This is a genomic window from Aquirufa sp. OSTEICH-129A, assembly GCF_054558355.1.
Window position 1 is genome coordinate 527,395 of sequence record NZ_JBPXKC010000001.1, and the last position, 23,887, is coordinate 551,281.

Consider the following 23,887-nt stretch of genomic DNA (forward strand, 5'->3'; position numbering starts at 1 on the left):
GAATTTCTAGCGAATGATTTTGAAGCAATGAAAAAAAATCTATTAGTTCAATCAATCTGGGATGTTTCCAATCCGAATTCTTGAATTAAGATTTAATCGTAAACCTACGTAATTGAATTTCCCATTGATGAAACTAGCAATCGCCTCCAATCGGAAAATTTTAACTAGACCATCTAAACCGTAACCTACTTCTGAATATAAAAGTTTTTGATTATTGATAAACACGGTATTGGCGATTAAAACTTCTTTTACATAGGACTTTTTCATACCCAACAAGGGCTTTAACCAAAGATTTGAAAATTGGAATAAGGATAATCCTTCCACATATGAACCCGCAGTGCTGTAGGCATAATGATTCACGTTCAAACGCTGATTCGCTCCTGCAGTAAAATTTTGATAATAACCCACTAAACGATGGGAGGCCAACATTTCTCCTGCCAGAACTAAATTCATGGTACCATTATAATGCTTAAAATCAATAAAATTTTCTGGAGCTTGTCCAAGAAATGTACCCGCATTGATAATAAAGCCAGATTTTATCCAAGGAGAGAGCGCTAAATTTTGTAAGTAGGAAACTTCTAACATATTAAATTGAGCTGATGATTCGGCTATTCCTTTCCAGCCTGCCCGGTATTTAAATAGAATTAAAGGTGAAGATCCCCATTCACTTTCACGAATATGATTTCGATAATATTGAGTTAAAAAAGGTCTAAAACCCAAGGTAACTTGACTTATAAATGCCTTATAAGTTGAGAAACCTTCTTGTGGATATTCCGAATTTTGAGGATTATTCGTTGTGAATTTTCGATTCAAATAATTGAACCAATAGTAGTCAGTCGTATTATCCATTTGGCTTCTACGTGCCCATTCAACACTTCCTTTAAAAAAGAATTTAGAGGAAAAACGCTTTATCAAGGCTAAATTCCAAAACTCCTTACGGTAGATTTTCATTTGATTGTTTTTCAACAAAAGCGTTGACAGCGTATTCATTTCAGGAGAAATTGAATTATCCGGATTCATTTGTTGGACAAAATCCCCCTGAGAAATGGATATATCAAAAGAATCTGTCTTGTACCTTAATTTCACATAGCCTGTATTTCGATTCAAACCAAAGGAACGTCTTCCTAAAAATTCAGCTTCCAAAAATTGATAACGGGCCCATCTTTTCCGAAACAAAAGACTAGCATTTGCCACAAAACCTTCTGCTGTATTGAAATTTGAATCAAATACAGGCGATTTATAATAGATTTCAAAAGGATAAAAATCTTTTTGTCTAGATCCGAAATAAAAGGACTTTGAAAAAATTAATTGATTTAAAGAAAAAGGACTTCTTCGTAGGGTATCGATGGAGGCCTCCAGGAGATTGGAGCTCATAGATCCTTGAAAAAATTGGTCATCCTGTGTATTATGTTGGACTTCTTCACGCTTCACATAACGAACGGAATCCATGGTAATGAGCCCACTTTGAGGGCGCGACTTCCATTTTCTCAATAGGGATTGATGAAAATTTCCTAATAATTGGGTGGCAAAAACTTCATCAAAACCTATTTCTGCGAAATTTAATCGCTCATTTATCTGATTCGGAACCTGAAAGTTAGCATCAGCTTTCCAGCTTTGGGGAGCTTGCTGCACTTCCTCTTGTAAAATAAACTCACCGTAATTACCCATTAGCCCACCCGATAGCTTAAAGTATGCGGCCTTGGGTAACCAAGCCTGGTTTACCCATTGATGCTGCAAATCCATGTAGTAGAATATGGCATCAGATTCTACTTGAGCTTCCCATCGAATGATCCAGCCTGAATGATTTAGAGTCAATTTACCACTAAATAATCGATCTCCCGTGGAGGTAGGTTTGACTTGAAATTGATAACCTTTTTGTCCGTTCACTAAAGTATCACCCGAATATTCATAAGAATAATAATCTCGTCCTTGGTAATTTAAAGGAGATACACAATTGGTTCCAATAAAATCCTGGTAGAAATCGGGCCAGAAAAATAGGGTAGGCCTTGGAAATTTTTTATGGAAACCTTTGACATCAATGATTTCATGAATCATTTGATTCAAGCTTTTGACATATACTTTAACATGCGTCTGATTTCCGTACCATTGACCTTCTTGTATACCTTCATTTCTTTTAAGTCGATTTTTAGCTAAACCAATCACCTGATTAAAGCGACCTTTTTCTTTGGTGATGACCTCGGCTGAAAATTGACCCATCAATGCACTATGCTGAGGAGCTAATTCCATGGCCTTGTTAATCAAGGAATCCATCGAACTGCTTTTTTGACCGAAAGCGAGGTAGCAGGCGGAAAAATACAGGAAAAAAGAAAAAGAAGAAATCAGTTTAAATCTCAATTCGGGCCAATCAAGGTTAAAAAATTACTCGGTAAAAAGTCAATTAAAATGTAAAATTCACAAAAAACTGCTTTAAAGGAAATGATATTTACAAAAAGTGGCAAAAAGGTGGCAGTAATCTATTAATTTTACGAACAATTTATTAAAACCAACATTGACTCATGGCCTTTGATATTGAAATGATTAAAGCTGTCTATGATCGCATGCCGGCTAGAATTGCCGCAGCACGTGCATTGACAGGAAAACCGCTTACTTTAACGGAAAAAATACTTTATAGTCACTTGTGGGAAGGAACACCTTCTAGCACATTTACTCGAGGAGGTTCTTACGTAGACTTTGCTCCAGATCGTGTTGCAATGCAAGATGCAACGGCTCAAATGGCCCTTTTGCAATTTATGCAAGCAGGACGTCCGCAAGTTGCCGTTCCTTCAACCGTACATTGTGACCACTTAATTGAAGCTAAAGTAGCTTCTTCTACCGACTTAAAAGTGGCAGTTGATAAGAATAAAGAAGTTTATGATTTCTTATCATCTGTTTCAGATAAATATGGTATTGGATTCTGGAAACCAGGAGCTGGTATTATTCACCAAGTTGTTTTAGAGAACTATGCCTTCCCAGGTGGAATGATGATTGGTACTGACTCACACACAGTAAATGCTGGTGGATTAGGTATGATCGCCATTGGTGTTGGTGGTGCTGATGCATGTGATGTCATGGCAGGTTTAGCTTGGGAGTTAAAATTCCCTAAGTTGATTGGAGTTAAATTAACAGGAAAATTAAATGGATGGACATCCGCTAAAGATGTTATCTTAAAAGTAGCAGGTATTCTTACGGTAAAAGGTGGAACAGGCTGTGTGGTAGAATATTTTGGAGAAGGTGCTACTTCCATGTCTTGCACAGGAAAAGGAACCATTTGTAACATGGGAGCGGAGATTGGTGCTACTACTTCCACTTTTGGTTATGATGACTCCATGGCTCGTTATTTAGAGTCAACAGGAAGAGCGGATGTTGCAGCCTTAGCCAATGGTATTCGTGAACACTTAACAGCTGATCCGGAAGTATATGCAAATCCTGAAGCCTATTTTGATCAAGTTATTGAAATTGATTTAGATACTTTAGAGCCACATGTAAATGGTCCATTTACTCCAGATTTGGCTACACCTATTTCTAAATTAAAAGAATTAGCCATTAAAAATAACTGGCCTACAAAAGTAGAAGTTGGTTTGATAGGTTCTTGTACCAACTCTTCTTATGAAGATATTGCCCGTGCAGCCTCACTAGCGAAACAAGTAGCAGCTAAAGGTTTAAAAACAAAAGCCCAATTCACGATTACACCTGGTTCTGAGCAAGTACGTTACACCATTGAAAGAGATGGTTTTATCTCAACCTTTGATTCTATTGGAGCAACTGTATTTTCCAATGCTTGCGGACCTTGTATCGGTCAATGGGCTCGCCCAGGTGCTGAAAAAGGAGAGAAGAACACCATCGTTCACTCATTTAACAGAAACTTTGCTAAGCGTGCTGACGGAAACCCGAATACCTATGCTTTTGTGGCCTCACCTGAAATTGTAACGGCTTTGGCCATTGCTGGTGATTTAACGTTTAATCCTTTAACTGACACCTTAACTAACGAAAAAGGAGAACAGGTGAAATTAGAGGCACCGACAGGAGATGAGTTACCAAAATTAGGTTTTGCTGTGGAAGATGCAGGATATCAAGCTCCTGCAGCGGATGGTTCAGGTGTTCAAGTAAAAGTTTCGCCTACATCTGACCGTTTACAATTATTGGCTCCATTCTCAGCTTGGGAAGGAACCGATTTGAAAGGATTGAAATTATTGATTAAAGCTAAAGGAAAGTGTACCACTGACCATATCTCTATGGCTGGACCTTGGTTGAAATACCGTGGACACTTAGACAATATTTCTAACAACATGTTGATTGGTGCTGTGAATTTCTTCAATGAAAAAACAGACAATGTGAAAAACCAATTAACAGGAGCTTATGGTGCTGTACCTGATACTCAACGTGCTTATAAAGCTGCAGGAATTGGAACAATCGTAGTAGGAGATACCAATTACGGAGAAGGTTCTTCTCGTGAGCATGCAGCTATGGAACCGCGTCATTTGGGAGTTCGTGCTGTATTGGTAAAATCCTTTGCGCGTATTCACGAAACCAATTTGAAGAAGCAAGGTATGTTGGCTTTAACTTTCGCTAATGAAGCTGATTACGACAAAATTCAAGAAGATGATAGCATTAATATCATTGGTTTGAATGAATTTGCTCCAGAAAAATCATTAACGATTGAATTAGTACATGCTGATGGAAGCAAGGATAGTTTCCCTGTAAATCATACGTATAATGCCCAACAAATCGAATGGTTTAAAGCAGGAGGAGCATTGAATATCATTCGTGCTTCGATTAAATAAAGTATAAAATTGTAAAAGGGCGCAAAATTCACTAGTTTTGCGCCTTATTTCAGATAAACACCACCATTGTTCCTTAATTTTCCCAAATGGCAGCGATTAATGCAGTAAAAATATTTTCAGGTTCAGCGTCCAATTATTTGGCCAAAGAAATTGCTAAATACTACGGTAAAGATTTGGGGGCAGCTACGACATTACGCTTTTCAGACGGAGAAATGTCTCCAAGTTTTGATGAGTCAGTTCGCGGTTGCGATGTATTTATCATTCAATCCACTTTTCCAACGGCTGATAATCTGATGGAATTATTGTTGATGATTGATGCTGCACGAAGAGCTTCTGCCCATTACGTTACTGCTGTTATCCCTTATTTTGGATATTCTCGTCAAGATCGAAAAGATAGACCAAGAGTAGGAATTGGGGCCAAATTGATAGCGAACCTGTTGACAGCGGCTGGTGCTGATCGTCTTATGACCATTGATTTACATGCTGGACAAATTCAAGGTTTCATGGATTTTCCGGTAGATCACTTGGAAGGAACAGCGATTTTTATCCCTTATTTGAAATCATTAGGGCTTGACAACCTCACTTTTGCCTCACCAGATGTAGGTGGTGTAGTGAGAACAAGAAATATGGCAAAGTTTTTTAATGCCAATATGGTTATTTGCGACAAGCACAGAAAACGCGCGAATGAGATTGCATCCATGCAATTAATTGGTGATGTAGAGGGTGCCAATGTTGTTTTAGTGGATGATTTAATTGATACAGGTGGAACTATGTGCAAAGCCGCTCAATTAATCATGGATAAAGGTGCAAAGTCGGTGAGAGCAATTGTTACTCACCCTGTTTTATCTGGTAAGGCTTACGAAAACATTTCCAATTCTGTGTTAACCGAATTGGTGGTAACGGATACCATACCTTTAAAAGAAGAATGTGCCAAAATTAAAGTTCTTACCGTTTCTGAGTTATTTGCAAAGGCAATCGGAAGAATTAGAGATCACGAATCTATCAGTTCATTATTTATTAAATATTAATTTCAACCGTTTTCAGGGGATAGCCACATGCGAAAGACTGGAAACTTAACAAAAACAACATGAAAAAATTAGAGATTGTAGGGTATAAAAGAGCGAATCTCGGAAGTAAGGGCGCGAAAGATTTGCGTACTGAAGCTTTAGCTCCCTGTGTATTGTATGGTGGAAAAGAGCAAGTTCACTTTGCTGTTCCGATGATTCTTTTCCGTGATTTACTTTACTCATCAGATGTTTATGAAGTATCATTAAACATCGAAGGTGATCAATACCGCGCTATTTTACAAGATGCGCAGTTTCACCCAGTAAACGAAATGATTTTACACGTTGACTTTTTAGAAATTGTTGATAACAAGCCTATTAAGATCGATGTACCTATTAAAATTATTGGTAACTCTCCTGGCGTTATCAAAGGAGGTAAAATGATCCAAAAGTTACGTAAAGTTACTTTGAAAGGATTAGCTGAAAACATTCCTGATTTTGTTACTGCTGATATTTCTGGATTAGATCTAGGACAAACAGTAAAAGTTAACAAATTAGTTGTGGAAGGATGTGAGATATTGAATCCAATGTCTAACCCAGTTGCAACGATCGATATTCCAAGAGCATTAAGAGGTAAATTAACTGCTTAGTTCTAGGTTATCTTTCTGATAGAGATAAAAAACGCCTTCCAATTGGAAGGCGTTTTTTATTAGGGGTAAAGAGGTTAGGGGTTAGGGATTGTTGATTCGAATGGTAAAGAAGGGAGGAGCTTAATTGAAGTAATATGGAGAAAGAAATTTAAAACCTGTAATTCCATTCACCATATACTAAGAACTTATCCCAAATTCACTAATCCTTAAAACCTAAACAATAAACTCTAAATACTAAACACTAATCTCTAATCACTAATCACTAAACACTAATCACTAAACACTAATCACTAAACACTAATCACTAATCACTAATCACTAAACACTAATCACTAAACACTAATCACTAAACACTAATCACTAAACACTAATCACTAAACACTAATCACTAAACACTAATCACTAAACACTAATCACTAAACACTAATCACTAAACACTAAACACTAATCACTAAACACTAATCACTAAACACTAATCACTAAACACTAATCACTAAACACTAATCACTAAACACTAATCACTAAACACTAATCACTAAACACTAATCACTAAACACTAAAAAAGGGCCAACCCTATTGGATGGACCCTTTTTTCAAACAACTTATGTAAAACTATTTCTTGGCAATCACTTTCATCACAACAGGAGCTTTCTCCACGTGGGAAACCTTGCCGTCAGTTTTTGCAATGTAAGGAGCAATAACTAAAGAAACGATGGACATCAACTTAATTAAAATATTCATTGATGGTCCAGAAGTGTCTTTAAATGGATCACCTACTGTATCTCCCGTTACCGCAGCTTTATGCGGCTCAGAACCTTTCTTATAAGTTACACCATCTATTAATACACCCTTTTCAAATGATTTCTTAGCATTATCCCAAGCACCACCAGCATTCGACTGGAAAATACCCATTAAAACGCCTGAAACCGTTACACCTGCTAACAGACCTCCTAATACCTCTGGTCCCATAATAAAACCAACGATAACTGGTACTGACAAAGCTATACCACCAGGTAACATCATTTGACGAATAGAAGCCTCAGTTGAGATAGCCACACATTTTTCATACTCTGGTTTAGCTTTATATTCCATGATACCTGGAATCTCACGGAACTGACGACGAACTTCGTTCACCATTTCCATAGCTGCTTTACCTACAGCTGAAATACATAATGCAGAGAAAATGAAAGGAATCATTCCGCCAACAAATAAACCGGCTAATACATCTGCTTTATAAATATCAATCTGCGTAATACCAGAAATACCAACGAAAGCAGCAAATAAGGCCAATGAAGTCAAAGCCGCCGAAGCAATAGCAAATCCTTTACCAGTTGCTGCTGTGGTATTACCCACTGCATCCAAATTGTCTGTACGCTCACGAACCTCAGCAGGCAATTGGGACATTTCTGCAATACCGCCTGCATTGTCTGCAATCGGACCAAAAGCATCAATCGCTAATTGCATAGCCGTAGTTGCCATCATACCAGCTGCCGCGATGGATACACCATAAATTCCTGCAAAGAAATAAGAAAAGTAAATACCTGCTGCTAAAACCAAAATAGGTAAAACAGTAGATTCCATACCTACAGCTAAACCACCAATGATGTTAGTCGCATGACCTGTACCTGATTTCTGAACGATGGAGTCCACTGGACGTTTTCCCATAGCCGTATAGTACTCAGTGATGATAGACATCAAGGTTCCTACAATAAGGCCTACAATGATGGAATAAAACACATCCATAGCAGTAAAGCTGAATCCACGTAATACCAATGTTTCTGGCAAAATATTCTTCACCAAGAAATAAGAGGTTACAAAAGTGATGACAATCGATAAGTAGTTTCCTGTATTCAAGGCATTTTGCACAGAATCAGTTTCATTTTTAATTCGTACAAAGAAAGTTGAAACCAAAGAAGCTAATAAACCAACCCCTGCAATTAACATAGGTAATAAAACAGGGGAGAAGCCACCATAGTTGTCACTTACTTCAATTTCCTGGCCTAATACCATGGTTGCTAAAATTGTTGCCACATAAGAACCAAATAAATCGGCACCCATACCAGCCACATCACCCACATTGTCACCCACGTTATCCGCAATAGTTGCAGGATTACGCACATCATCCTCAGGAATACCTGCCTCTACTTTACCTACTAAGTCTGCTCCAACGTCTGCAGCTTTGGTGTAAATACCACCACCTACACGAGCAAATAAAGCGATTGACTCAGCGCCTAATGAAAAACCTGCTAATACTTCAATCGCTGTTTTCATCTCATTCGAAGTCAAAGCTTGACCTTGAGCAAAAACTTGATAAAATGTAATAAACAAGCCACCTAAGCCTAAAATAGCCAAACCTGCAACACCCATTCCCATAACAGAACCTCCTGTAAATGAAACAGATAATGCTTTAGCCAAAGAAGTTCTAGCAGCTTCTGCCGTACGAACATTAGCTTTCGTAGCTACAATCATACCGATATAACCAGCAGTTGCTGAAAATATGGCTCCGATTAAAAAGGCAACGGCAATTAAGGGAGAAGAGTGAAATCCAGGACCTTCCTGATTTCCTAACCACGCCAATAATATCGCAGTGGGAATTGCGAAATAGGCTAATATTTTCCATTCGGCTTTTAAAAAGGCAATCGCACCATCTGCGATATATCCCGAAAGCTCTTTCATTGTGTCATTTCCAGCATCTTGCTTCGATACCCAGCTAAATTTCCAAGCCGTGTACAACAATCCTACTATACCAAAAGCAGGAACTAAGTAAACAATTGAATCCATAAAGTGTGTGTTAGATTATTCCAAAAAAATTTGTCACAAAAATAAGAATTTTGGCGTAAAAAACAACTAAAAAGGAAATCTAAGCAAGAGCTTGAAGCGCTCTGGAACCCAATTGCTCATAGGATAAGCAAGCTCTAAACCCAAAAATTTACCGATGCCCGAAATTCCATAAACAAGCTCCTGATAAGCACCTTGATTGACTCCTTGTAGAATTTGAAGTCGATTGTACACGGCATATTCTCTAATGCCATATTGGGTTAAGATATTCCACTGACTCAATAGTAATTTTCTTGGTTCCCATTTCATATACAGTTTAATATGAGAGTCTGTAGTACTAAAAGCATAATAAGGCAAGGACCGGAATGATTGTTCATTTGCACTTATAAAATTGGTTTGATTCCCATTGAAATGGCTATAATCTAAAAAATTAGTAGCTTTTTGTAAATAAGTAGTATAGGACATTTGAAGATTCAAAGTACCTAATCGCGCTAAATTGATGAATTGACTATAATCAAAGTTCAAACGTTGAAATTGATCATCACCCGTTCCAAATGCATAGATAAAATTAAAAGATGGGCCTTCATTATTATTTATTCTCCTAACGCCGTTGAATCGATTCCAAGTGGCTTTAGGTTGCCATCGAAATCCAAGAGAACTAGCCCACTGATTAGCTCTTGCAGGAATTTGATTTCCCCAAGCTACATTTTCAGGCATATTGGGTTCAAAATGTTTATCTTGATTTAACCATCCATGTTCCACTGAGTTGCTTAAAACTTCTCTATTTCTATATTCAAACAAGGAAAGGAAACGTAAGCTAGGTGTAAATTGGTATTGATAATTTAAACTCACATAGTTCTTTTGAAATAATCGAACATAGTTTTCTGATAAAATGACAGAGTAAAACATATTCAAAAATGGCGAAATAGGGTTACTTCGATTAATTTGGAAGACATTACTACCAAGTTCAGCTTTGATATACTGCCTATTCTCATCAAAATTACGCTCCATAAACACATCTCCATTCCAATGATAACGAGCTATGGCATATCGCATATTTGCCCCTAAAGTCAGGTAATTATTTCTACCAAATCGATTTCTATATACAATGCTTCTATCCAGGTAAAATCCATCTACTGCATTAAATCCCCCACCTATGGAGCTTAAATCCAAACTTTTACCGATGAAATTCTTTTCATAATTATATAATTTACCGTAAAGCAAATGACCAAATTTGAACGTGGGTAAAGCATTGATAGAATCCTTCCTTCTTTTATCTGCACCAGCAATCCATAAACTATCTGCTTCCTTATATCCCACTTTCTCAGCCTCGGTTAGTGGTACTTGTCGTTCTTCTTCCCAAAAACTCTCGGGTTTATTTTTTGATGTAGAATCCACTTCAAAGGTATAATCAGATGTCAAACCATCCATTTTGACCAGATTTTCCTTCTTTTCTTCCTTGTCTACTTTCTTTAAAACCTCTTTTAACTTTTTCCTAGTCAGCTCTTTCCCCAAGGCCATTTTGGGATCTTTAATCTTTTCTCGATTTATCTCTTTGGCTAGTTCTTTATTTAATCTCTCTTCTATGATGGCAGGTTTTACTAAAAAAGCAGGGTTAACCTTTATTTGATATTGTTTGATTTGAGTGATGTATCTAAAATTTGCCTTAATCCCGAATGCATCAAAATTAACTTGAGAATCATATTGAATAGGCATCCAAACTCCCTGAAACTGGGCATTTTGTTGTGTAAATCCATAAGACCCATTGGAATCTTTAAATCTTAATTGGAAGGAATAAATGCTCCAAGTATCCTCTACTACTTGAACTGTCCCCTCAAATAAATCATCATAACTGGCCTTAGGTTGCACTTGTATTTTGCTGATAGTCAATCCGTCTTGTGTAAAACTACCTAAATAGGCAAACCGATAAAGTTGAAATGCCTGTGGACCAAAGGGCGACCATAAACCTCCCCATACTTTAGGTCGATAAAAGTTCGTTTGCGTAACGCGTAAGTTCAATCCTTGATTTAAAGCAGGAGGAAGGTTATTCCGGTTGGAAATTACCTTTTCTTGCAATCGGTTGGGCTTTTGATAACTAACTTGATTTATTCCTTCCAAAACATAGGTGCTGCCGACTTTAACACCCATTTCTTTTTCAATTTTTTTCCCACCTAACATTTTCACTAAGGAACTTACTTCAGTTACTTTCCCTGAGCCTTTAACATAGGCTTTGGCTTCGTAGGCATCTAATTCTTTTAAATGAAATGGCGCCATTGCAATCATCCTCCGCATAATGCCAATGGCTGGATCTTCCTTTAAACCTCCCACATTTACCTCTGCCAAAGCCACGGCTTGTTCTTCTAGTATCACATCCAATAATTTATCTGAATTGGATGTTTCTAATTCAATGCTGAAGGTCTTTGGACTATGCCCTAAATACCGAAACACCAATGTGTGCTTTCCTATTCCTGTTTTAATGGAATAATTACCTTCTTCATTCGCAGCGGTACCCTTATTCAAATTCGATACCCAAACCGTAGCAAATGGCATCACTTCACCTTGTTTATTTCGAATCGTTCCGTGAATTTGCTGCGCGCGTATTGTAGAACCAAAAAGAATGATAACAGAAAGGCTAAAAAGTAGTTGTATAAATTTCATCTTAGGGATTTTGTAACAAAAATAGTTCCAGAATTGATAAGTAAACTGAATTTATGACAAAGGGTAAAATAAAGTAGTGAATAGAATTACCATTCCTAACGTAAAGAAGATAAATTTGTTTTTCTTTTGATTATGGCCATTACTCATAGACAACTTTTTCTTGATCATCTTGCTAAAACTTCTGATGCACCCTTAGCCTTGGAAATTGAAAAAGCTGAGCATATTTACTTATATGATGTTCAAGGAAAATCCTATATGGATCTAATTTCGGGTATTGCCGTATCCAATGTAGGTCACCGTCATCCAAAGGTGATCTCCGCCATTAAAAAGCAATTAGATCAGTATATGCATTTAATGGTGTATGGAGAATACATTCAAAGTCCTCAAGTCCTACTTGCCCAAGCTCTAGTAAAATCAACACATTCAACCCGATTGAATCAAGTTTATTTTACCAATTCTGGAACTGAAGCAGTGGAAGGCGCAATGAAATTGGCTAAAAGATATACCGGTAGAACAGAAATTATTTCATGTTTTCAAGCCTATCATGGAGCTACGCAAGGGGCTTTATCCCTGGCAGGTGATGAAAATTTCAAAAATAGTTTTCGTCCTTTGCTTCCTGACATTCGCCATATTCGTCATGGAGCAGTAGAAGATTTAACACAAATCACTCATAAAACAGCTGCTATTGTCATAGAAATAGTAGGAGGGGAATCAGGTGTAAGATTAGCTTCCAAAGCTTATTTTAGGGCATTAAAACAGCGCTGCCAGGAAACCGGCTGCCTATTGATTGTAGATGAAATACAAACAGGCTTTGGAAGAACAGGTACCTTTTGGGCATTTCAAGCCATGGAAATAGAACCTGATATTTTATTATCAGCCAAAGGAATGGGAGGGGGAATGCCTATAGGCGCATTTATTGCTCCAGAGGAAATCATGCAAACTTTAACAGAAAGACCTGTTCTGGGGCATATCACTACTTTTGGAGGACATCCTGTTTCCTGTGCCTCATCTTTGGCTACCTTAGAAACTATCTTTGAGGAAGCATTATTAGAGAAGGTTGAAAAGAAAAGTCAATTATTTAAAGACCTTTTGGTTCATCCCAGCATCAAAGAAGTGCGAGGAATAGGCCTCATGCTGGCCGTTGAATTAGATTCTTTTAAAACTGTCAAGGCTGTGATCGATGCTTGTATTGAGCAAGGTTTAATAACCGATTGGTTTTTATTTTGTGATTATTCCATCCGTATTGCACCACCTTTGGTGATTACAGAAGAGGAAATAAAAATAGCCTGCAACATTTTGCTACAGGCTATTCAAGAAGTTAATCAATAAATTAAGCGTGCTTCAACAAAGCCTCAGCTAAAACTGATTTTGGTAAGTTACCGCCCACTAAACGCTCTTTCATTTCACCATTTTTGAAAACCATCAAAGTAGGGATAGAACGAATACCTAAAGATGCTGGTACAGCTGAATTTAAATCGACATTCATTTTCGCAACAATCGCTTGACCCTCTACTTCACCTGCCAATTCCTCTACAACGGGTCCAATCATTTTACATGGACCACACCATTCAGCCCAAAAATCTACTAATACAGGTGTATCAGATCCTATTAACTCTTGAAAATTGGCATCAGTTGCCTCTACGTATTTTCCCATGATTTATTTTTATTAAGATTCAAAATTAACATTTTTATTATTTTTATTGGAAAAACAGGCTAATTAAGATATCAATTTCACCGTAATATTGTCTATTTCTGCCAATTCATCCATTAAGGACTTTTCAATATTTAATTGCATTTTTCTCGACATAAAATCTAGTTGCAATCGTTCTTCTTCATCGTAAACCTCAATCACTAACTTTTTGTTTCCTTTATGTCTTTCCAAAGTCTCCAATAATTGTTCCAATGAAGTTTTGTTTAAACTATGTAAGTTCAAAGAAAGTTTCATTTCCTTGGTCCGCGAAGATAAAATTTCTGACAATAGCTCAATGGATTGAATTTTAAAGGCTTTTTGATCCGAATAAGAGTTTTTATTTTTATAAACTCCTTGAATAAATAACAATCGATCCAGGCCGATAAAGCGTTCAAATTCAATATAATCCTTGGCAAATAACGCGAACTCCGTAGTTCCTGAAAAATCTTCCAAGCTAAAAATCATAAACTGATTTCCATTCCCTGAAGTTCTCACATTCATTTTGGTAACTATTCCAGCCATTGATTGAACATTGCCTCCTTTAAGTTCCAATTGCGATACACTTGAATTACAAAAATTATTGATTTCTATGCGGTATTCATCCAGCGGGTGACCAGAAATATAAACGCCTACAACTTCCTTTTCATTTTTCAATTGCTCCATAACCGACCATGGTTCAGCGGTGGGAAGCCTAGGTTTGGCGATATCATTTCCGGTTCCTGCTCCCAATTCACCAAATAGGGACTGGGTAGCACTAGCTTTCAATTCAGCCATTCGAGATGCATACCGAACAATCTTTTCTATGAATGTGGTATTTTCCTGATCTACGTGGAAATAATGAGAACGAGGAATTTCCGTAAAACAATCAAAGGCACCAGCCAAAGCTAAAGATTCTAAACTCTTTTTATTGACTTGGCGAACATTGATTCGCGAAACAAAATCAAAAATATCCGTGTATTCTCCATTTTTGGCTCTTTCCTCCACAATGGCATCTACGGCTGCCTCACCAACACCCTTGATCGCTCCTAATCCAAAACGAATATGGCCTTTTTTGTTGACAGCAAATACCCTCTCTGATTCATTTACATCAGGTACCAATAAAGGAATACCCATGCGTTTACATTCATCCATAAAGAAGGTAATCTTCTCAATATTTCCCAAAGAGTTAGAAAGTACCGCTGCCATGAACTCAGAAGGGTAGTTGGCTTTCAAATACCCCGTTTGATAAGCCACTAATCCATAGCAAGTTGAGTGCGATTTATTAAAGGCGTATTGAGCAAATGCTTCCCAGTCGGTCCAAATTTTTTCCAATCGATCAGCTGGATGGCTATTCGTTTGACCACCCTCCATGAATTTACCTTTCATTTTGTCGATGGTAGCCTTATCTTTTTTACCCATGGCCTTTCTCAATACATCGGCATCTCCTTTGGTAAAATTGGCTAGTTTCTGAGATAGAAGCATTACTTGCTCTTGATATACGGTAATTCCGTAGGTATCACTTAAATACTCCTCCATTTCTGGCAAATCGTATTCAATTTTTTCTCTACCGTGTTTTCTAGCAATGTAATTAGGAATATAGACCATGGGACCAGGTCTAAACAAGGCATTCATAGCAATCAAATCTGAAAACTGATCGGGCTTTAAATCTTTCAGGTGCTTTTGCATCCCAGGAGATTCAAACTGGAAGGTTCCATTGGTTTCGGCCCTTTGATATAATTCAAAAGTCTTAATATCATCCAATGGAAGTGAATCTAAATCAATCGTAATGCCATGATTTTGCTTGATTAATCGTATGGCTTCTTTTAAAATAGACAAGGTTTTTAAGCCCAAAAAATCCATTTTAATTACACCTGCGTTCTCAATCACCGATCCATCAAATTGAGTAATCAATAAACTCACGTCTTTGGAGGTAGCAACAGGAAGAATGTCCGTCAAATCATTGGGAGCAATGATGATACCCGCAGCATGAATACCTGTACCTCTAACCGACCCCTCCAAGACCAAAGCATTTTCTATAACTCTTGAGGCCAATCCTCCATCAGCCTTTATTTGCCTTAATTGCTTCACTTGTTCCAATTCCTCACTCGACAAATTTTCTTTGTCGGCCAAACTGCCATCACCAGTTAATGGTGCATTGATTACACGTTCAAGGGATATTTTAGGCTTATCCGGTACTAGTTTGGCCAAAGCATTGGATTCTGATAAAGGTAAATCCAGAACCCGAGCCACGTCTTTGATGGACATTTTGGCAGCCATCGTTCCATAGGTAGCTATATGTGCTACTTGATTACGACCATATTTTTCAACCACATAATCAATCACCTTTTGTCGACCTTCATCATCAAAGTCCGTATCAATATCGGGTAATGATTTACGATCTGGATTCAAGAAACGCTCAAAAAGCAGATTATACTTTATGGGGTCAATATTGGTAATTCCCAAACAATAGGCCACTACGGAACCTGCAGCAGAGCCACGACCTGGACCAACATAAACGCCTAAATCTTTCCCGGCATTGATGAAATCGGCTACAATCAAGAAATAACCAGCAAAACCCATGGTTCTGATGGTATGCAATTCAAAACGAAGTCTTTCCTCAATTTCCTGATTGATGTCCACATAGCGCTTTTTAGCGCCTTCCATGGTCAAATGTTCCAAGAAATCATCCTGACTTAAAAAAGTGCTCGGAATTTGGAAGTTGGGTAATAATACATCCTTTTTCAATTCCAAGGTTTCCACCTTACCAACAATCTCATTGGTATTGTCAATGGCCTCAGGAATATGCGACCATAATTGGGTCATTTCTTCCGTAGTCTTGAAATAAAATTGATCATTATAAAAAGCAAAACGCTTTCCCTTCATGTCAAAATCGCCTTCTATATCCTTGTAAGTAGGAGTAGACTGCTTTTCTCCTGTATTAATGCACAATAAAATATCGTGGGCATTGGCATCCTTTTGATCCAAATAATGGCTATCATTCGAGGCTATAACTTTAACATTATATTTTTTGGCAAAACGTAATAATACCTCATTTACCGTTTGCTGTTCTGGAATATGATGGTTCTGAACCTCAATGTAATAATCCTCTCCAAATAAATCTAACCACCATTTAAATTCCTTTTCAGCCTCTTCTTCACCGGAGCGTAAGATAGCCTGAGGAACACTAGCTCCTAGACAACAAGTCGTGGCAATCAAACCTTTATGGTATTTCAACACTAACTCTTTGTCTATCCTAGGGTATTTGGAATACATTCCTTCCATGAATCCCAAGGAACATAACTTAACCAAATTTTGGTATCCCTCTGGATTTTTGGCTAGAAAGAGTTGATGGTACCTTTTATCTTTTTGTTCCTTCGTAAAACTTTGTTTATGCCGATCCGTCACTAAATAAAACTCACATCCTACAATGGGTTTCACTCCGTGCTTTCCTGCTTCAGCTACAAATTGGAATACCCCAAACATATTACCATGGTCAGTAATAGCCACCGCTGGCATATTGTCAGCCTTAGCTTTTTTAAACATGGAAGATATCTTGGACGCACCATCCAAAAGAGAAAACTGAGAGTGATTGTGCAAATGCGAAAACTGCATAAATTAGTTAATAGAAAAGGGTTCTTTATCAAAAAAAATGGCATTCAAGAAATCTAAATAAGGTTTTAGGACCTGTGCATCCTTGATAAGCATATCGGCAAATAGGGGATTTGTGAGCTCTGAATCACTGTATTTTCGCCAAAAAAATAATTGTTTCTTTTTTAACAATTCAATTTCGGGATGATCTACCTCATAACCTTTAGGCATTTTTTTTAAGGAGTCACCAACCGGTTCACCAAATACCTGTAAAAAAGTAGGTGACTGAATGATTCCTTTTAAATGCTTAGCATTATAATCGATCTCTTGTCGAAATAAAGCCAATTGTTCCGGAGTAGGATCATACATTCCTCCACCCAAAAACGATTTTCCTCCTGGCTCAATGTGGACATAATAGTCCATTAAACCCGACTTACGACCACCTTCTGAGAAACTGGCTGAAAACCAGGTTTTATAAGGAGCCTTATCTTTAGAAAACCGAACATCCCGATAAATACGGTAGGAGCAATGCTTTAATTCTACACCATCCATGTTTTCAAACTCAGCAAACATGGAAATCAATTGAATGGTAAATTGATCAAATGCCAACTTCTGCTCCAGGAATCTTTCCTTATTTTCTGCAAACCATTCTCTCGTATTGTTATTTTTTAAATCAGATAAAAAGCTTAATAGAGAGGAAGGAATGGACATGGGCATTTGAAACAAAATTTATAAACGAATTTAAATAAATAAGTCAATACTTACCCTTAAACTTTGGGAGTTTCGCGCTATTTTCTTGATTTTTGTAAAACAATAAATTTTAAAGCATGCGCATTCTGACGGGCATTCAATCTTCTGGTCGACCACACTTAGGAAATATCCTAGGAGCCATTCTTCCAGCTGTTGAACTTTCTAAGAAATCTGGCAATGAATCATTTCTTTTTATAGCGGATTTACACACATTAACAAGTTTAAAAGACGGGGCTACCATCCGTGCCAATACCTTATCCATTGCGGCCGCTTGGCTAGCTTGTGGTCTAGATACCCAACATACCTATTTTTATCGCCAGTCGAAACTAGCGCCATTTCATACCGAATTATTATGGTATTTAAGTTGCGTGACGCCTTTCCCGATGTTAGCCAATGCCCATAGTTTCAAAGACAAATCCAATAAATTGGCCGATGTCAATGCAGGACTATTTACCTATCCCGTTTTACAAGCCGCTGATATCTTATTGTATGATGCGGAGCTAATTCCGGTTGGAAAAGATCAGCGTCAACATATTGAAATGACACGGGATATGGCAGGGGTGATCAATCGATTGACACAAAAAGATATTTTTGTCATCCCTGAAGCCGAAATATCGGAGCATGTCATGACCATCCCGGGCATTGATGGGCAAAAAATGAGCAAATCGCTGAACAATTACATTGATGTGTTTTTGCCAGAGAAGGATTTACTAAAACAAATCAAAAAGATTGTTACGGATACCACTCCATTGGAAGATCCTAAAAATCCAGATGAGGACATCACCTTTAAATTGTATCAATTGATCGCCACGCCAGCGCAAGTGGCTGAAATGAAAACGAATTATTTGCGTGGTGGTTATGGATACGGACATGCCAAACAAGCCTTATTTGAGGCCATGCTGGTATATTTCAAAGAGGCTAGAGAAAAGTTCGACTACTACATGGCCAATCCAATGGAGATTGAGGCCAAATTAGAAGAAGGGGAGGCTAGAGTGAAACCCATCGCTGAAGCAACTATCCAACGAGTACGTGAAATCTTTCAGTTTTAGTCATGTGGCCACAATGGGATAGTATTGTATTTCAATGGATCAACCAAGCACATGCGCCTGGTTTAGATGAAATTATGGTACTATTCTCCAATCGTTGGATTTGGATTCCCTTGTACTTGTATTTGATTTATACGCTATATCAACAAAAGAAAGGTATTTTTTTACTTTCACTTACTTATTTGATACTTTGTATCGTTTGGGCTGACCAAGTTTCTTCCAGTATATTAAAACCTTATTTTCAAAGATTAAGACCCTGCCATGAAGAGGTATTTAGGTCTTGGATACACCTACCGGATGGCTGTGGAGGTCTTTATGGATTTTGCTCATCACATGCAGCCAATTCTTTTGCTTTAGCCATTGGATTTTACTTATTGACACAGAACAAAAAAGCCAGAAACCTACTTTTGGTATGGGCTATACTCGTATCTTATAGTAGAATTTACCTTGGAGCACATTATCCTTTGGATGTATTAACAGGAGCACTAGTGGGTACCTTAGGAGCTTATTTCCTGAAATACGTCATTTATGACAAACTAATAAGGAAGGCATAAGTATCAATTCCATCCGCAAAATCACTTAAACCAGGTTGCTGACTTTTTCCAAAAGCTATGGGATGGGTGAAAGAGGATTCAGATCCTACGATACATTGGATTTTCTCTTCCGAGGTTTGAATCCAAGTTTGTAATTCCTCTTTGGAATGATATCTTTTCAGGTATACAACACCAACGGGAGAGACTAAATCCTCACTTTCTTGAATTAATAAGTTTCCTAAATCAAAATGAGGAATCTGATTTAATAGGAATAAGGTTTTATGGTATTGGTAATTATTGGAATATTTGGTGTGATCCAAAACCCAGTGATACTGAGTTAATACGTCAAAGAGCGGAGTTGGGTCAAAAAGCGCAGGTAAAGCAATGGTAGATACATTTCTACAACCTAGGCCGTAATAAGAAAATACATCCTTGGCTAATTCATGAAAATCCTCTTGGCTTTCTGTTCCGTCTATGATAGCGATGGAGGTCCTATTTTTTCGAATTATATGCGGAACTGTGGCAAAATAATGCGCAAAATAAGAACCAGAAAAGTCGCTTCCCGTGGCAATCACAGCATCCATACCTTGCAATCGCTCTATTAATTGTATGGGTACTTCGACACTAAATTCTTGGATGGCTTGTATATAAAGCAGCATGATGGATTTATCCTGAGAACTTAATTTGACACAAGCCTCGTTTCCACTAGCTAAAGTCATCAAAACATCATGTATTCCTACGGCAGGAAGATTTCCAGCTAAAATCAAACCAACTTTTTTCGGATTTGAAACTTGAAGAGGATGTTCTTCAAAAAATAATTCCCAAGATTTCACATCAAAAAATTGCTTCTGAACCGCTTCCATAGCTTCTCGGATGAGGTGCTCAGAAAACCAAGGATTCTCATTTTTTGCTCTATCTATAAATAGTTCTATTTTTTCCTTGTTAGATGACTTTGTGAAATAGTCAGCCAAAAAGGCAATGAGCTGTAAAAATGACGCTTTTCTCATAAATGAAAGGGTTCTTAGCATGCAAATGGAATGCAAAGTTCTAAAAATTTTGCAATAGTCTTTTAAAAATATATAGTATTCAAAATTTTGGATGTAAATTGCACAAATTTCTTTCAAAAAGGACAATTAAGGTCTTAAACAAAAGATTATGGCTATTATTATTACTGATGAGTGTATAAACTGTGGGGCTTGCGAACCAGAATGTCCCAATACAGCAATTTATGAAGGTGGTGTAGAATGGACATGGGCTGGAGGTACCGCCTTAACAGAAGTAGAATTAGGAGATGGCTCTACGATGGATGCTAAGGCTCCAATAGAACCCGTTTCGGAAGAATTTTATTATATCGTTCCAGACAAATGTACAGAATGTACTGGTTTTCATGAGGAGCCACAGTGTGCGGCTGTTTGCCCAGTTGATTGCTGCGTTCCAGATCCAGATCACGTGGAGGATAAAGAAACCTTATTGGCTAAAAAAGCCTGGTTACATGCGGAATAATTAACACCAATATGCATAAATGAAAAGACCTGCCTAGTGCGGGTCTTTTTTTTTGCCCTCAGTTTAATCCAAACGGCGATTTCAAGTATCCCCATTAACAATTTATATTATTCTAAGATTACAGAATCAAATTTTTCAATTTTCATAAAAACAGGTTTCTGTTTTAATCTCATTTTTACCATTTTTTGTAATTATTCAAATTTTAGGTTTAATTTTTAACCTCAAATTGTAATATTTTTAACTTTTTATCATTTTTAGGTTTAATTTTTATCAATAATTCTTGTTTTGTATTTTTTTTCAAACAATATTTGTCCCGTAGTCAAGCATTTATTTTCCCATTAAAATTTAAAGAATATGAAAAAATCAATCTTTACCCTCTTATTGTCAGGAATTAGCTTTTTGGGATTTTCCCAAGAAAAAGAAGCTGAGAGTTCAAAATTTACATTTTCGGGTTACATCGATTCGTACTATATGTTAAATTTTAACAATCCGACTAATCGTAGCAATTTAGGTACCTCAGGATACGAAAGAGCATTTGATCAAAAATCAAGTCAATTCTCCTTAGGTTTAGTACAAACCAAATTTGGCTACTCGACTAAAACATCTGATGTAGTGGTTGATTTAACTTTCGGCCCCAATGCCGATCTTGGTCAATACGGAAACGTAGTTGGACCATTAGGAGCAGGAAAGGCTTCTACAGCATTGGCTATCAAACAAGCATATTTTAACTGGAAGCCTAGCGACAAATGGACCTTTACTGTGGGACAATTCGGAACACACATTGGATATGAGGTCATTGACGCTCCAGTGAATTACAATTATTCCTTATCTAACTTATTCAACAATGGTCCATTCTACCATATAGGAGCAAAAGCCAACTACGCCTTCTCTTCTAAATCAGCCTTGATGTTAGGTATAGTGAATAACGTAGACAATTTAAATGACAACAACTCTTCAAAAGGATTAATAGGCCAATTCTTTTTCGCTCCAAAAGAAGGTTGGAATGTATACATCAACGGTATCACTTCTAACGAATCAGCTCCTTTAGCTAGTGGAAAAGACGATTCAGGCAGTTACAATTTATTAGACTTAACCACATCCTACCAAATTAGCCCTAAATATTTAATTGGCTTAAATGCCGCTTACGGTTCTCAAACAGGAGATTTCCAAGGTGGTGGTAGCGTAGGCGACAGCAAAACATGGGGTGGTGTTGCACTTTATTCAAACTATGCATTCACCGATCACTTCAGCTTAGGCGGTCGTTACGAAGTATTTGATAATACGAGTGGAGCTAGAGCTTTACGTGGAATCAATGCCGCTGGCGAGACCGTAGGTACAGATGTAAGTTCATTTACATTAACAGCTACTTTCACTACTGCTGAGGGACACCTTTTAATCAAGCCTGAATTAAGAACCGACGCCTACAAAACAGCTCAATTCATCGATGGTGATGGAATGGCACAAAAATCACAAGCCACATTTGGAACAGTCTTTATATACAAATTTTAATTTAACTAAAACTTACGGACATGACAACACAAAAACCAACTTGGATTCCGCTTCTTGTATTACTTGCCGTTGCGGTACTTGCATTGTTTACCGATCTTCCGGGGTCAATTCCTACTGAAGGAATTGACACGGGTGACACAGCCTGGCTGATAGTAGCTTCTGGTTTAGTTCTTCTAATGACTCCTGGATTAGCTTATTTCTATGGAGGAATGGTAAATCATAAAAACGTAATTTCTACCATGTTGCAATCTTTCATTGCTATGGGTGTAATCAGCGTCATTTGGGTGATTTTTGGATTCAGTTTAGCTTTTGGAGATTCCATTGGAGGCTGGATTGGTGACCCAACTACCTTTTTTATGTTCAACAACGTGTTTGACCACAAATTATCTTTAGGATCTGCTGACCAAATAAAATTCACTATCCCTTTTGCTCTTTTTGCCTTTTTCCAAATGAAATTCGCAGTTATAACACCTGCCTTGATTTCAGGAGCATTAGCAGAAAGAATTAACTTCAAAGCTTACGTATTATTCATGGTGCTTTTCTGCATCTGTGTATATTCACCATTAGCTCACTGGACATGGCATCCTGATGGATTCCTATTCAATTTAGGTGTATTGGATTTCGCTGGTGGAACCGTAGTTCACATGTCTGCAGGTTGGGCTGCATTAGCAGGTGCTCTTTACTTACGTCGTAGAAAGTCCCACATCGAATCTAACATTTTGCCTCCAGCTAACATTCCTTACGTTTTATTAGGAACTGCCTTACTTTGGTTCGGATGGTTTGGATTTAATGCTGGTTCTGCTTTAGGGGCAAACTCCTTATCAGTAACCGCTTTTGCTACTACGCACATTGCTGCTGCTTCTGCTGGTTTATCTTGGATTTTATTTGATGTAACTCGCGGTAAAAAAGTATCAGCCTTAGGTTTCTGTATTGGTGCTGTGGTTGGCTTAGTTGCTATCACTCCAGCTGCTGGATTTGTAACCTTACCCATTGCCATTTTCATCGGTGTTATTGCTGCTTTAGTGTCTAACATCATTGCACACTGGAGAGCATCATCGAATTTAGATGACACCCTTGATGTATTCCCTTGCCATGGTGTAGGTGGAATGATGGGTATGTTAATGACAGGTATTTTTGCAACAAGCGCTGTTAACTCAGCTGTAGCAGGAAACGGTTTATTCTACGGAGAAACAGATTTATTCGTAAAACATATTTTAGCTCTTGCCATCGTTTCTGCTTTTGCATTCGGTGTATCTTATATCCTTTTAATTGTAACGGACAAGATCATTCCATTACGTGTTAATGAGGAAGAAGAAAGATTAGGTTTAGACATTTCGCAGCACGACGAGTCAATCTCGGAATAGTCTAACATACAGACAAAGCCGCAAGTAATGGTTCTTGTGGTTTTGTTTCAATCA

The 23,887-nt window shown here is 37.6% G+C and carries 16 protein-coding genes; 9 read left to right on the forward strand and 7 right to left on the reverse strand.

Annotated features, from left to right (window positions below; all coding sequences use genetic code 11):
* Positions 1 to 51: 51 nt before the first annotated feature.
* On the reverse strand, positions 52 to 2,271 hold the full coding sequence (locus tag SKC36_RS02370; protein ID WP_459464366.1) for a DUF5686 family protein: 2,220 nt from the start codon (positions 2,269 to 2,271) through the stop codon (positions 52 to 54).
* Positions 2,272 to 2,516: 245 nt separating this feature from the next.
* Here SKC36_RS02370 and SKC36_RS02375 point away from each other — a divergent pair, with 245 nt between their 5' ends.
* The 3 genes from SKC36_RS02375 (at position 2,517) to SKC36_RS02385 (ending at position 6,435) form a co-directional block, all read left to right on the forward strand.
* Positions 2,517 to 4,781, forward strand: a complete 2,265-nt coding sequence (locus tag SKC36_RS02375) for an aconitate hydratase (RefSeq protein WP_459464368.1) — start codon at positions 2,517 to 2,519, stop codon at positions 4,779 to 4,781.
* 86 nt (positions 4,782 to 4,867) lie between these two features.
* Positions 4,868 to 5,809 carry a ribose-phosphate pyrophosphokinase gene (locus SKC36_RS02380; protein ID WP_459464370.1) on the forward strand — a complete coding sequence of 314 codons (942 nt, stop codon included), beginning with the start codon at positions 4,868 to 4,870 and terminating at the stop codon, positions 5,807 to 5,809.
* 59 nt (positions 5,810 to 5,868) lie between these two features.
* Positions 5,869 to 6,435: a 50S ribosomal protein L25/general stress protein Ctc gene (locus tag SKC36_RS02385; RefSeq protein WP_459452933.1), complete on the forward strand. Its 567-nt coding sequence runs from the start codon at positions 5,869 to 5,871 to the stop codon at positions 6,433 to 6,435.
* A 612-nt stretch (positions 6,436 to 7,047) separates the two neighbouring features.
* Here the strand turns inward: SKC36_RS02385 and SKC36_RS02390 are convergent.
* Positions 7,048 to 9,216, reverse strand: a complete 2,169-nt coding sequence (locus SKC36_RS02390; RefSeq protein ID WP_459464372.1) for a sodium-translocating pyrophosphatase — start codon at positions 9,214 to 9,216, stop codon at positions 7,048 to 7,050.
* A 66-nt stretch (positions 9,217 to 9,282) separates the two neighbouring features.
* Positions 9,283 to 11,871, reverse strand: a complete 2,589-nt coding sequence (locus tag SKC36_RS02395; protein ID WP_459464374.1) for a DUF5686 and carboxypeptidase regulatory-like domain-containing protein — start codon at positions 11,869 to 11,871, stop codon at positions 9,283 to 9,285.
* Between the two features lie 132 nt (positions 11,872 to 12,003).
* Here SKC36_RS02395 and SKC36_RS02400 point away from each other — a divergent pair, with 132 nt between their 5' ends.
* Positions 12,004 to 13,200 (forward strand): aspartate aminotransferase family protein, encoded by a 1,197-nt coding sequence (locus tag SKC36_RS02400; protein ID WP_459464376.1) that lies wholly within the window; start codon positions 12,004 to 12,006, stop codon positions 13,198 to 13,200.
* A gap of 1 nt (position 13,201) precedes the next feature.
* On the opposite strand, the gene trxA is transcribed toward SKC36_RS02400, so the two are convergent.
* From trxA to SKC36_RS02415, 3 genes are all read right to left on the reverse strand, one after another.
* A complete protein-coding gene (trxA, locus tag SKC36_RS02405; RefSeq protein ID WP_109323049.1) occupies positions 13,202 to 13,525 on the reverse strand; it encodes a thioredoxin in 324 nt (107 codons plus the stop codon).
* 63 nt (positions 13,526 to 13,588) lie between these two features.
* Positions 13,589 to 17,152, reverse strand: coding sequence for a DNA polymerase III subunit alpha (dnaE, locus tag SKC36_RS02410; protein WP_459452937.1), 3,564 nt, complete (start codon positions 17,150 to 17,152; stop codon positions 13,589 to 13,591).
* Between the two features lie 3 nt (positions 17,153 to 17,155).
* Positions 17,156 to 17,839, reverse strand: a complete 684-nt coding sequence (locus SKC36_RS02415) for a DUF2461 domain-containing protein (RefSeq protein ID WP_459452938.1) — start codon at positions 17,837 to 17,839, stop codon at positions 17,156 to 17,158.
* A 116-nt stretch (positions 17,840 to 17,955) separates the two neighbouring features.
* On the opposite strand from SKC36_RS02415, the gene trpS reads away from it, so the two are divergent.
* Both trpS and SKC36_RS02425 read left to right on the forward strand, forming a co-directional pair.
* Positions 17,956 to 18,927: a tryptophan--tRNA ligase gene (trpS, locus tag SKC36_RS02420; RefSeq protein WP_459464378.1), complete on the forward strand. Its 972-nt coding sequence runs from the start codon at positions 17,956 to 17,958 to the stop codon at positions 18,925 to 18,927.
* 2 nt (positions 18,928 to 18,929) lie between these two features.
* Entirely contained in the window at positions 18,930 to 19,478 is a 549-nt protein-coding gene (locus tag SKC36_RS02425) for a phosphatase PAP2 family protein (protein ID WP_459464380.1), read from the forward strand.
* On the opposite strand, the gene SKC36_RS02430 is transcribed toward SKC36_RS02425, so the two are convergent.
* Complete coding sequence (locus SKC36_RS02430) at positions 19,451 to 20,464, reverse strand: acyl-CoA reductase (RefSeq protein ID WP_459464382.1); 1,014 nt, start codon at positions 20,462 to 20,464, stop codon at positions 19,451 to 19,453. The two genes, SKC36_RS02425 and SKC36_RS02430, sit on opposite strands and share 28 nt — an antisense overlap.
* A gap of 148 nt (positions 20,465 to 20,612) precedes the next feature.
* On the opposite strand from SKC36_RS02430, the gene SKC36_RS02435 reads away from it, so the two are divergent.
* The 3 genes from SKC36_RS02435 to SKC36_RS02445 all read left to right on the forward strand — a co-directional run bounded on the left by SKC36_RS02435 (position 20,613) and on the right by SKC36_RS02445 (position 23,833).
* Entirely contained in the window at positions 20,613 to 20,960 is a 348-nt protein-coding gene (locus tag SKC36_RS02435; protein ID WP_459464384.1) for a 4Fe-4S dicluster domain-containing protein, read from the forward strand.
* 354 nt (positions 20,961 to 21,314) lie between these two features.
* Complete coding sequence (locus tag SKC36_RS02440; RefSeq protein ID WP_459464386.1) at positions 21,315 to 22,469, forward strand: porin; 1,155 nt, start codon at positions 21,315 to 21,317, stop codon at positions 22,467 to 22,469.
* Between the two features lie 20 nt (positions 22,470 to 22,489).
* A complete protein-coding gene (locus tag SKC36_RS02445; RefSeq protein ID WP_459452943.1) occupies positions 22,490 to 23,833 on the forward strand; it encodes an ammonium transporter in 1,344 nt (447 codons plus the stop codon).
* The last annotated feature ends 54 nt before the right edge of the window (positions 23,834 to 23,887 follow it).

What these genes read in the sequence shown, in the direction of transcription:
- SKC36_RS02370 (WP_459464366.1), bottom strand. Translation starts at nt 2,271, where the DNA reads ATGGATTCCTTGATTAACAAGGCCATGGAATTAGCTCCTCAGCATAGT.
- SKC36_RS02375 (WP_459464368.1), top strand. Translation starts at nt 2,517, where the DNA reads ATGGCCTTTGATATTGAAATGATTAAAGCTGTCTATGATCGCATGCCG.
- SKC36_RS02380 (WP_459464370.1), top strand. Translation starts at nt 4,868, where the DNA reads ATGGCAGCGATTAATGCAGTAAAAATATTTTCAGGTTCAGCGTCCAAT.
- SKC36_RS02385 (WP_459452933.1), top strand. Translation starts at nt 5,869, where the DNA reads ATGAAAAAATTAGAGATTGTAGGGTATAAAAGAGCGAATCTCGGAAGT.
- SKC36_RS02390 (WP_459464372.1), bottom strand. Translation starts at nt 9,216, where the DNA reads ATGGATTCAATTGTTTACTTAGTTCCTGCTTTTGGTATAGTAGGATTG.
- SKC36_RS02395 (WP_459464374.1), bottom strand. Translation starts at nt 11,871, where the DNA reads ATGAAATTTATACAACTACTTTTTAGCCTTTCTGTTATCATTCTTTTT.
- SKC36_RS02400 (WP_459464376.1), top strand. Translation starts at nt 12,004, where the DNA reads ATGGCCATTACTCATAGACAACTTTTTCTTGATCATCTTGCTAAAACT.
- trxA (WP_109323049.1), bottom strand. Translation starts at nt 13,525, where the DNA reads ATGGGAAAATACGTAGAGGCAACTGATGCCAATTTTCAAGAGTTAATA.
- dnaE (WP_459452937.1), bottom strand. Translation starts at nt 17,152, where the DNA reads ATGCAGTTTTCGCATTTGCACAATCACTCTCAGTTTTCTCTTTTGGAT.
- SKC36_RS02415 (WP_459452938.1), bottom strand. Translation starts at nt 17,839, where the DNA reads ATGTCCATTCCTTCCTCTCTATTAAGCTTTTTATCTGATTTAAAAAAT.
- trpS (WP_459464378.1), top strand. Translation starts at nt 17,956, where the DNA reads ATGCGCATTCTGACGGGCATTCAATCTTCTGGTCGACCACACTTAGGA.
- SKC36_RS02425 (WP_459464380.1), top strand. Translation starts at nt 18,930, where the DNA reads ATGTGGCCACAATGGGATAGTATTGTATTTCAATGGATCAACCAAGCA.
- SKC36_RS02430 (WP_459464382.1), bottom strand. Translation starts at nt 20,464, where the DNA reads ATGAGAAAAGCGTCATTTTTACAGCTCATTGCCTTTTTGGCTGACTAT.
- SKC36_RS02435 (WP_459464384.1), top strand. Translation starts at nt 20,613, where the DNA reads ATGGCTATTATTATTACTGATGAGTGTATAAACTGTGGGGCTTGCGAA.
- SKC36_RS02440 (WP_459464386.1), top strand. Translation starts at nt 21,315, where the DNA reads ATGAAAAAATCAATCTTTACCCTCTTATTGTCAGGAATTAGCTTTTTG.
- SKC36_RS02445 (WP_459452943.1), top strand. Translation starts at nt 22,490, where the DNA reads ATGACAACACAAAAACCAACTTGGATTCCGCTTCTTGTATTACTTGCC.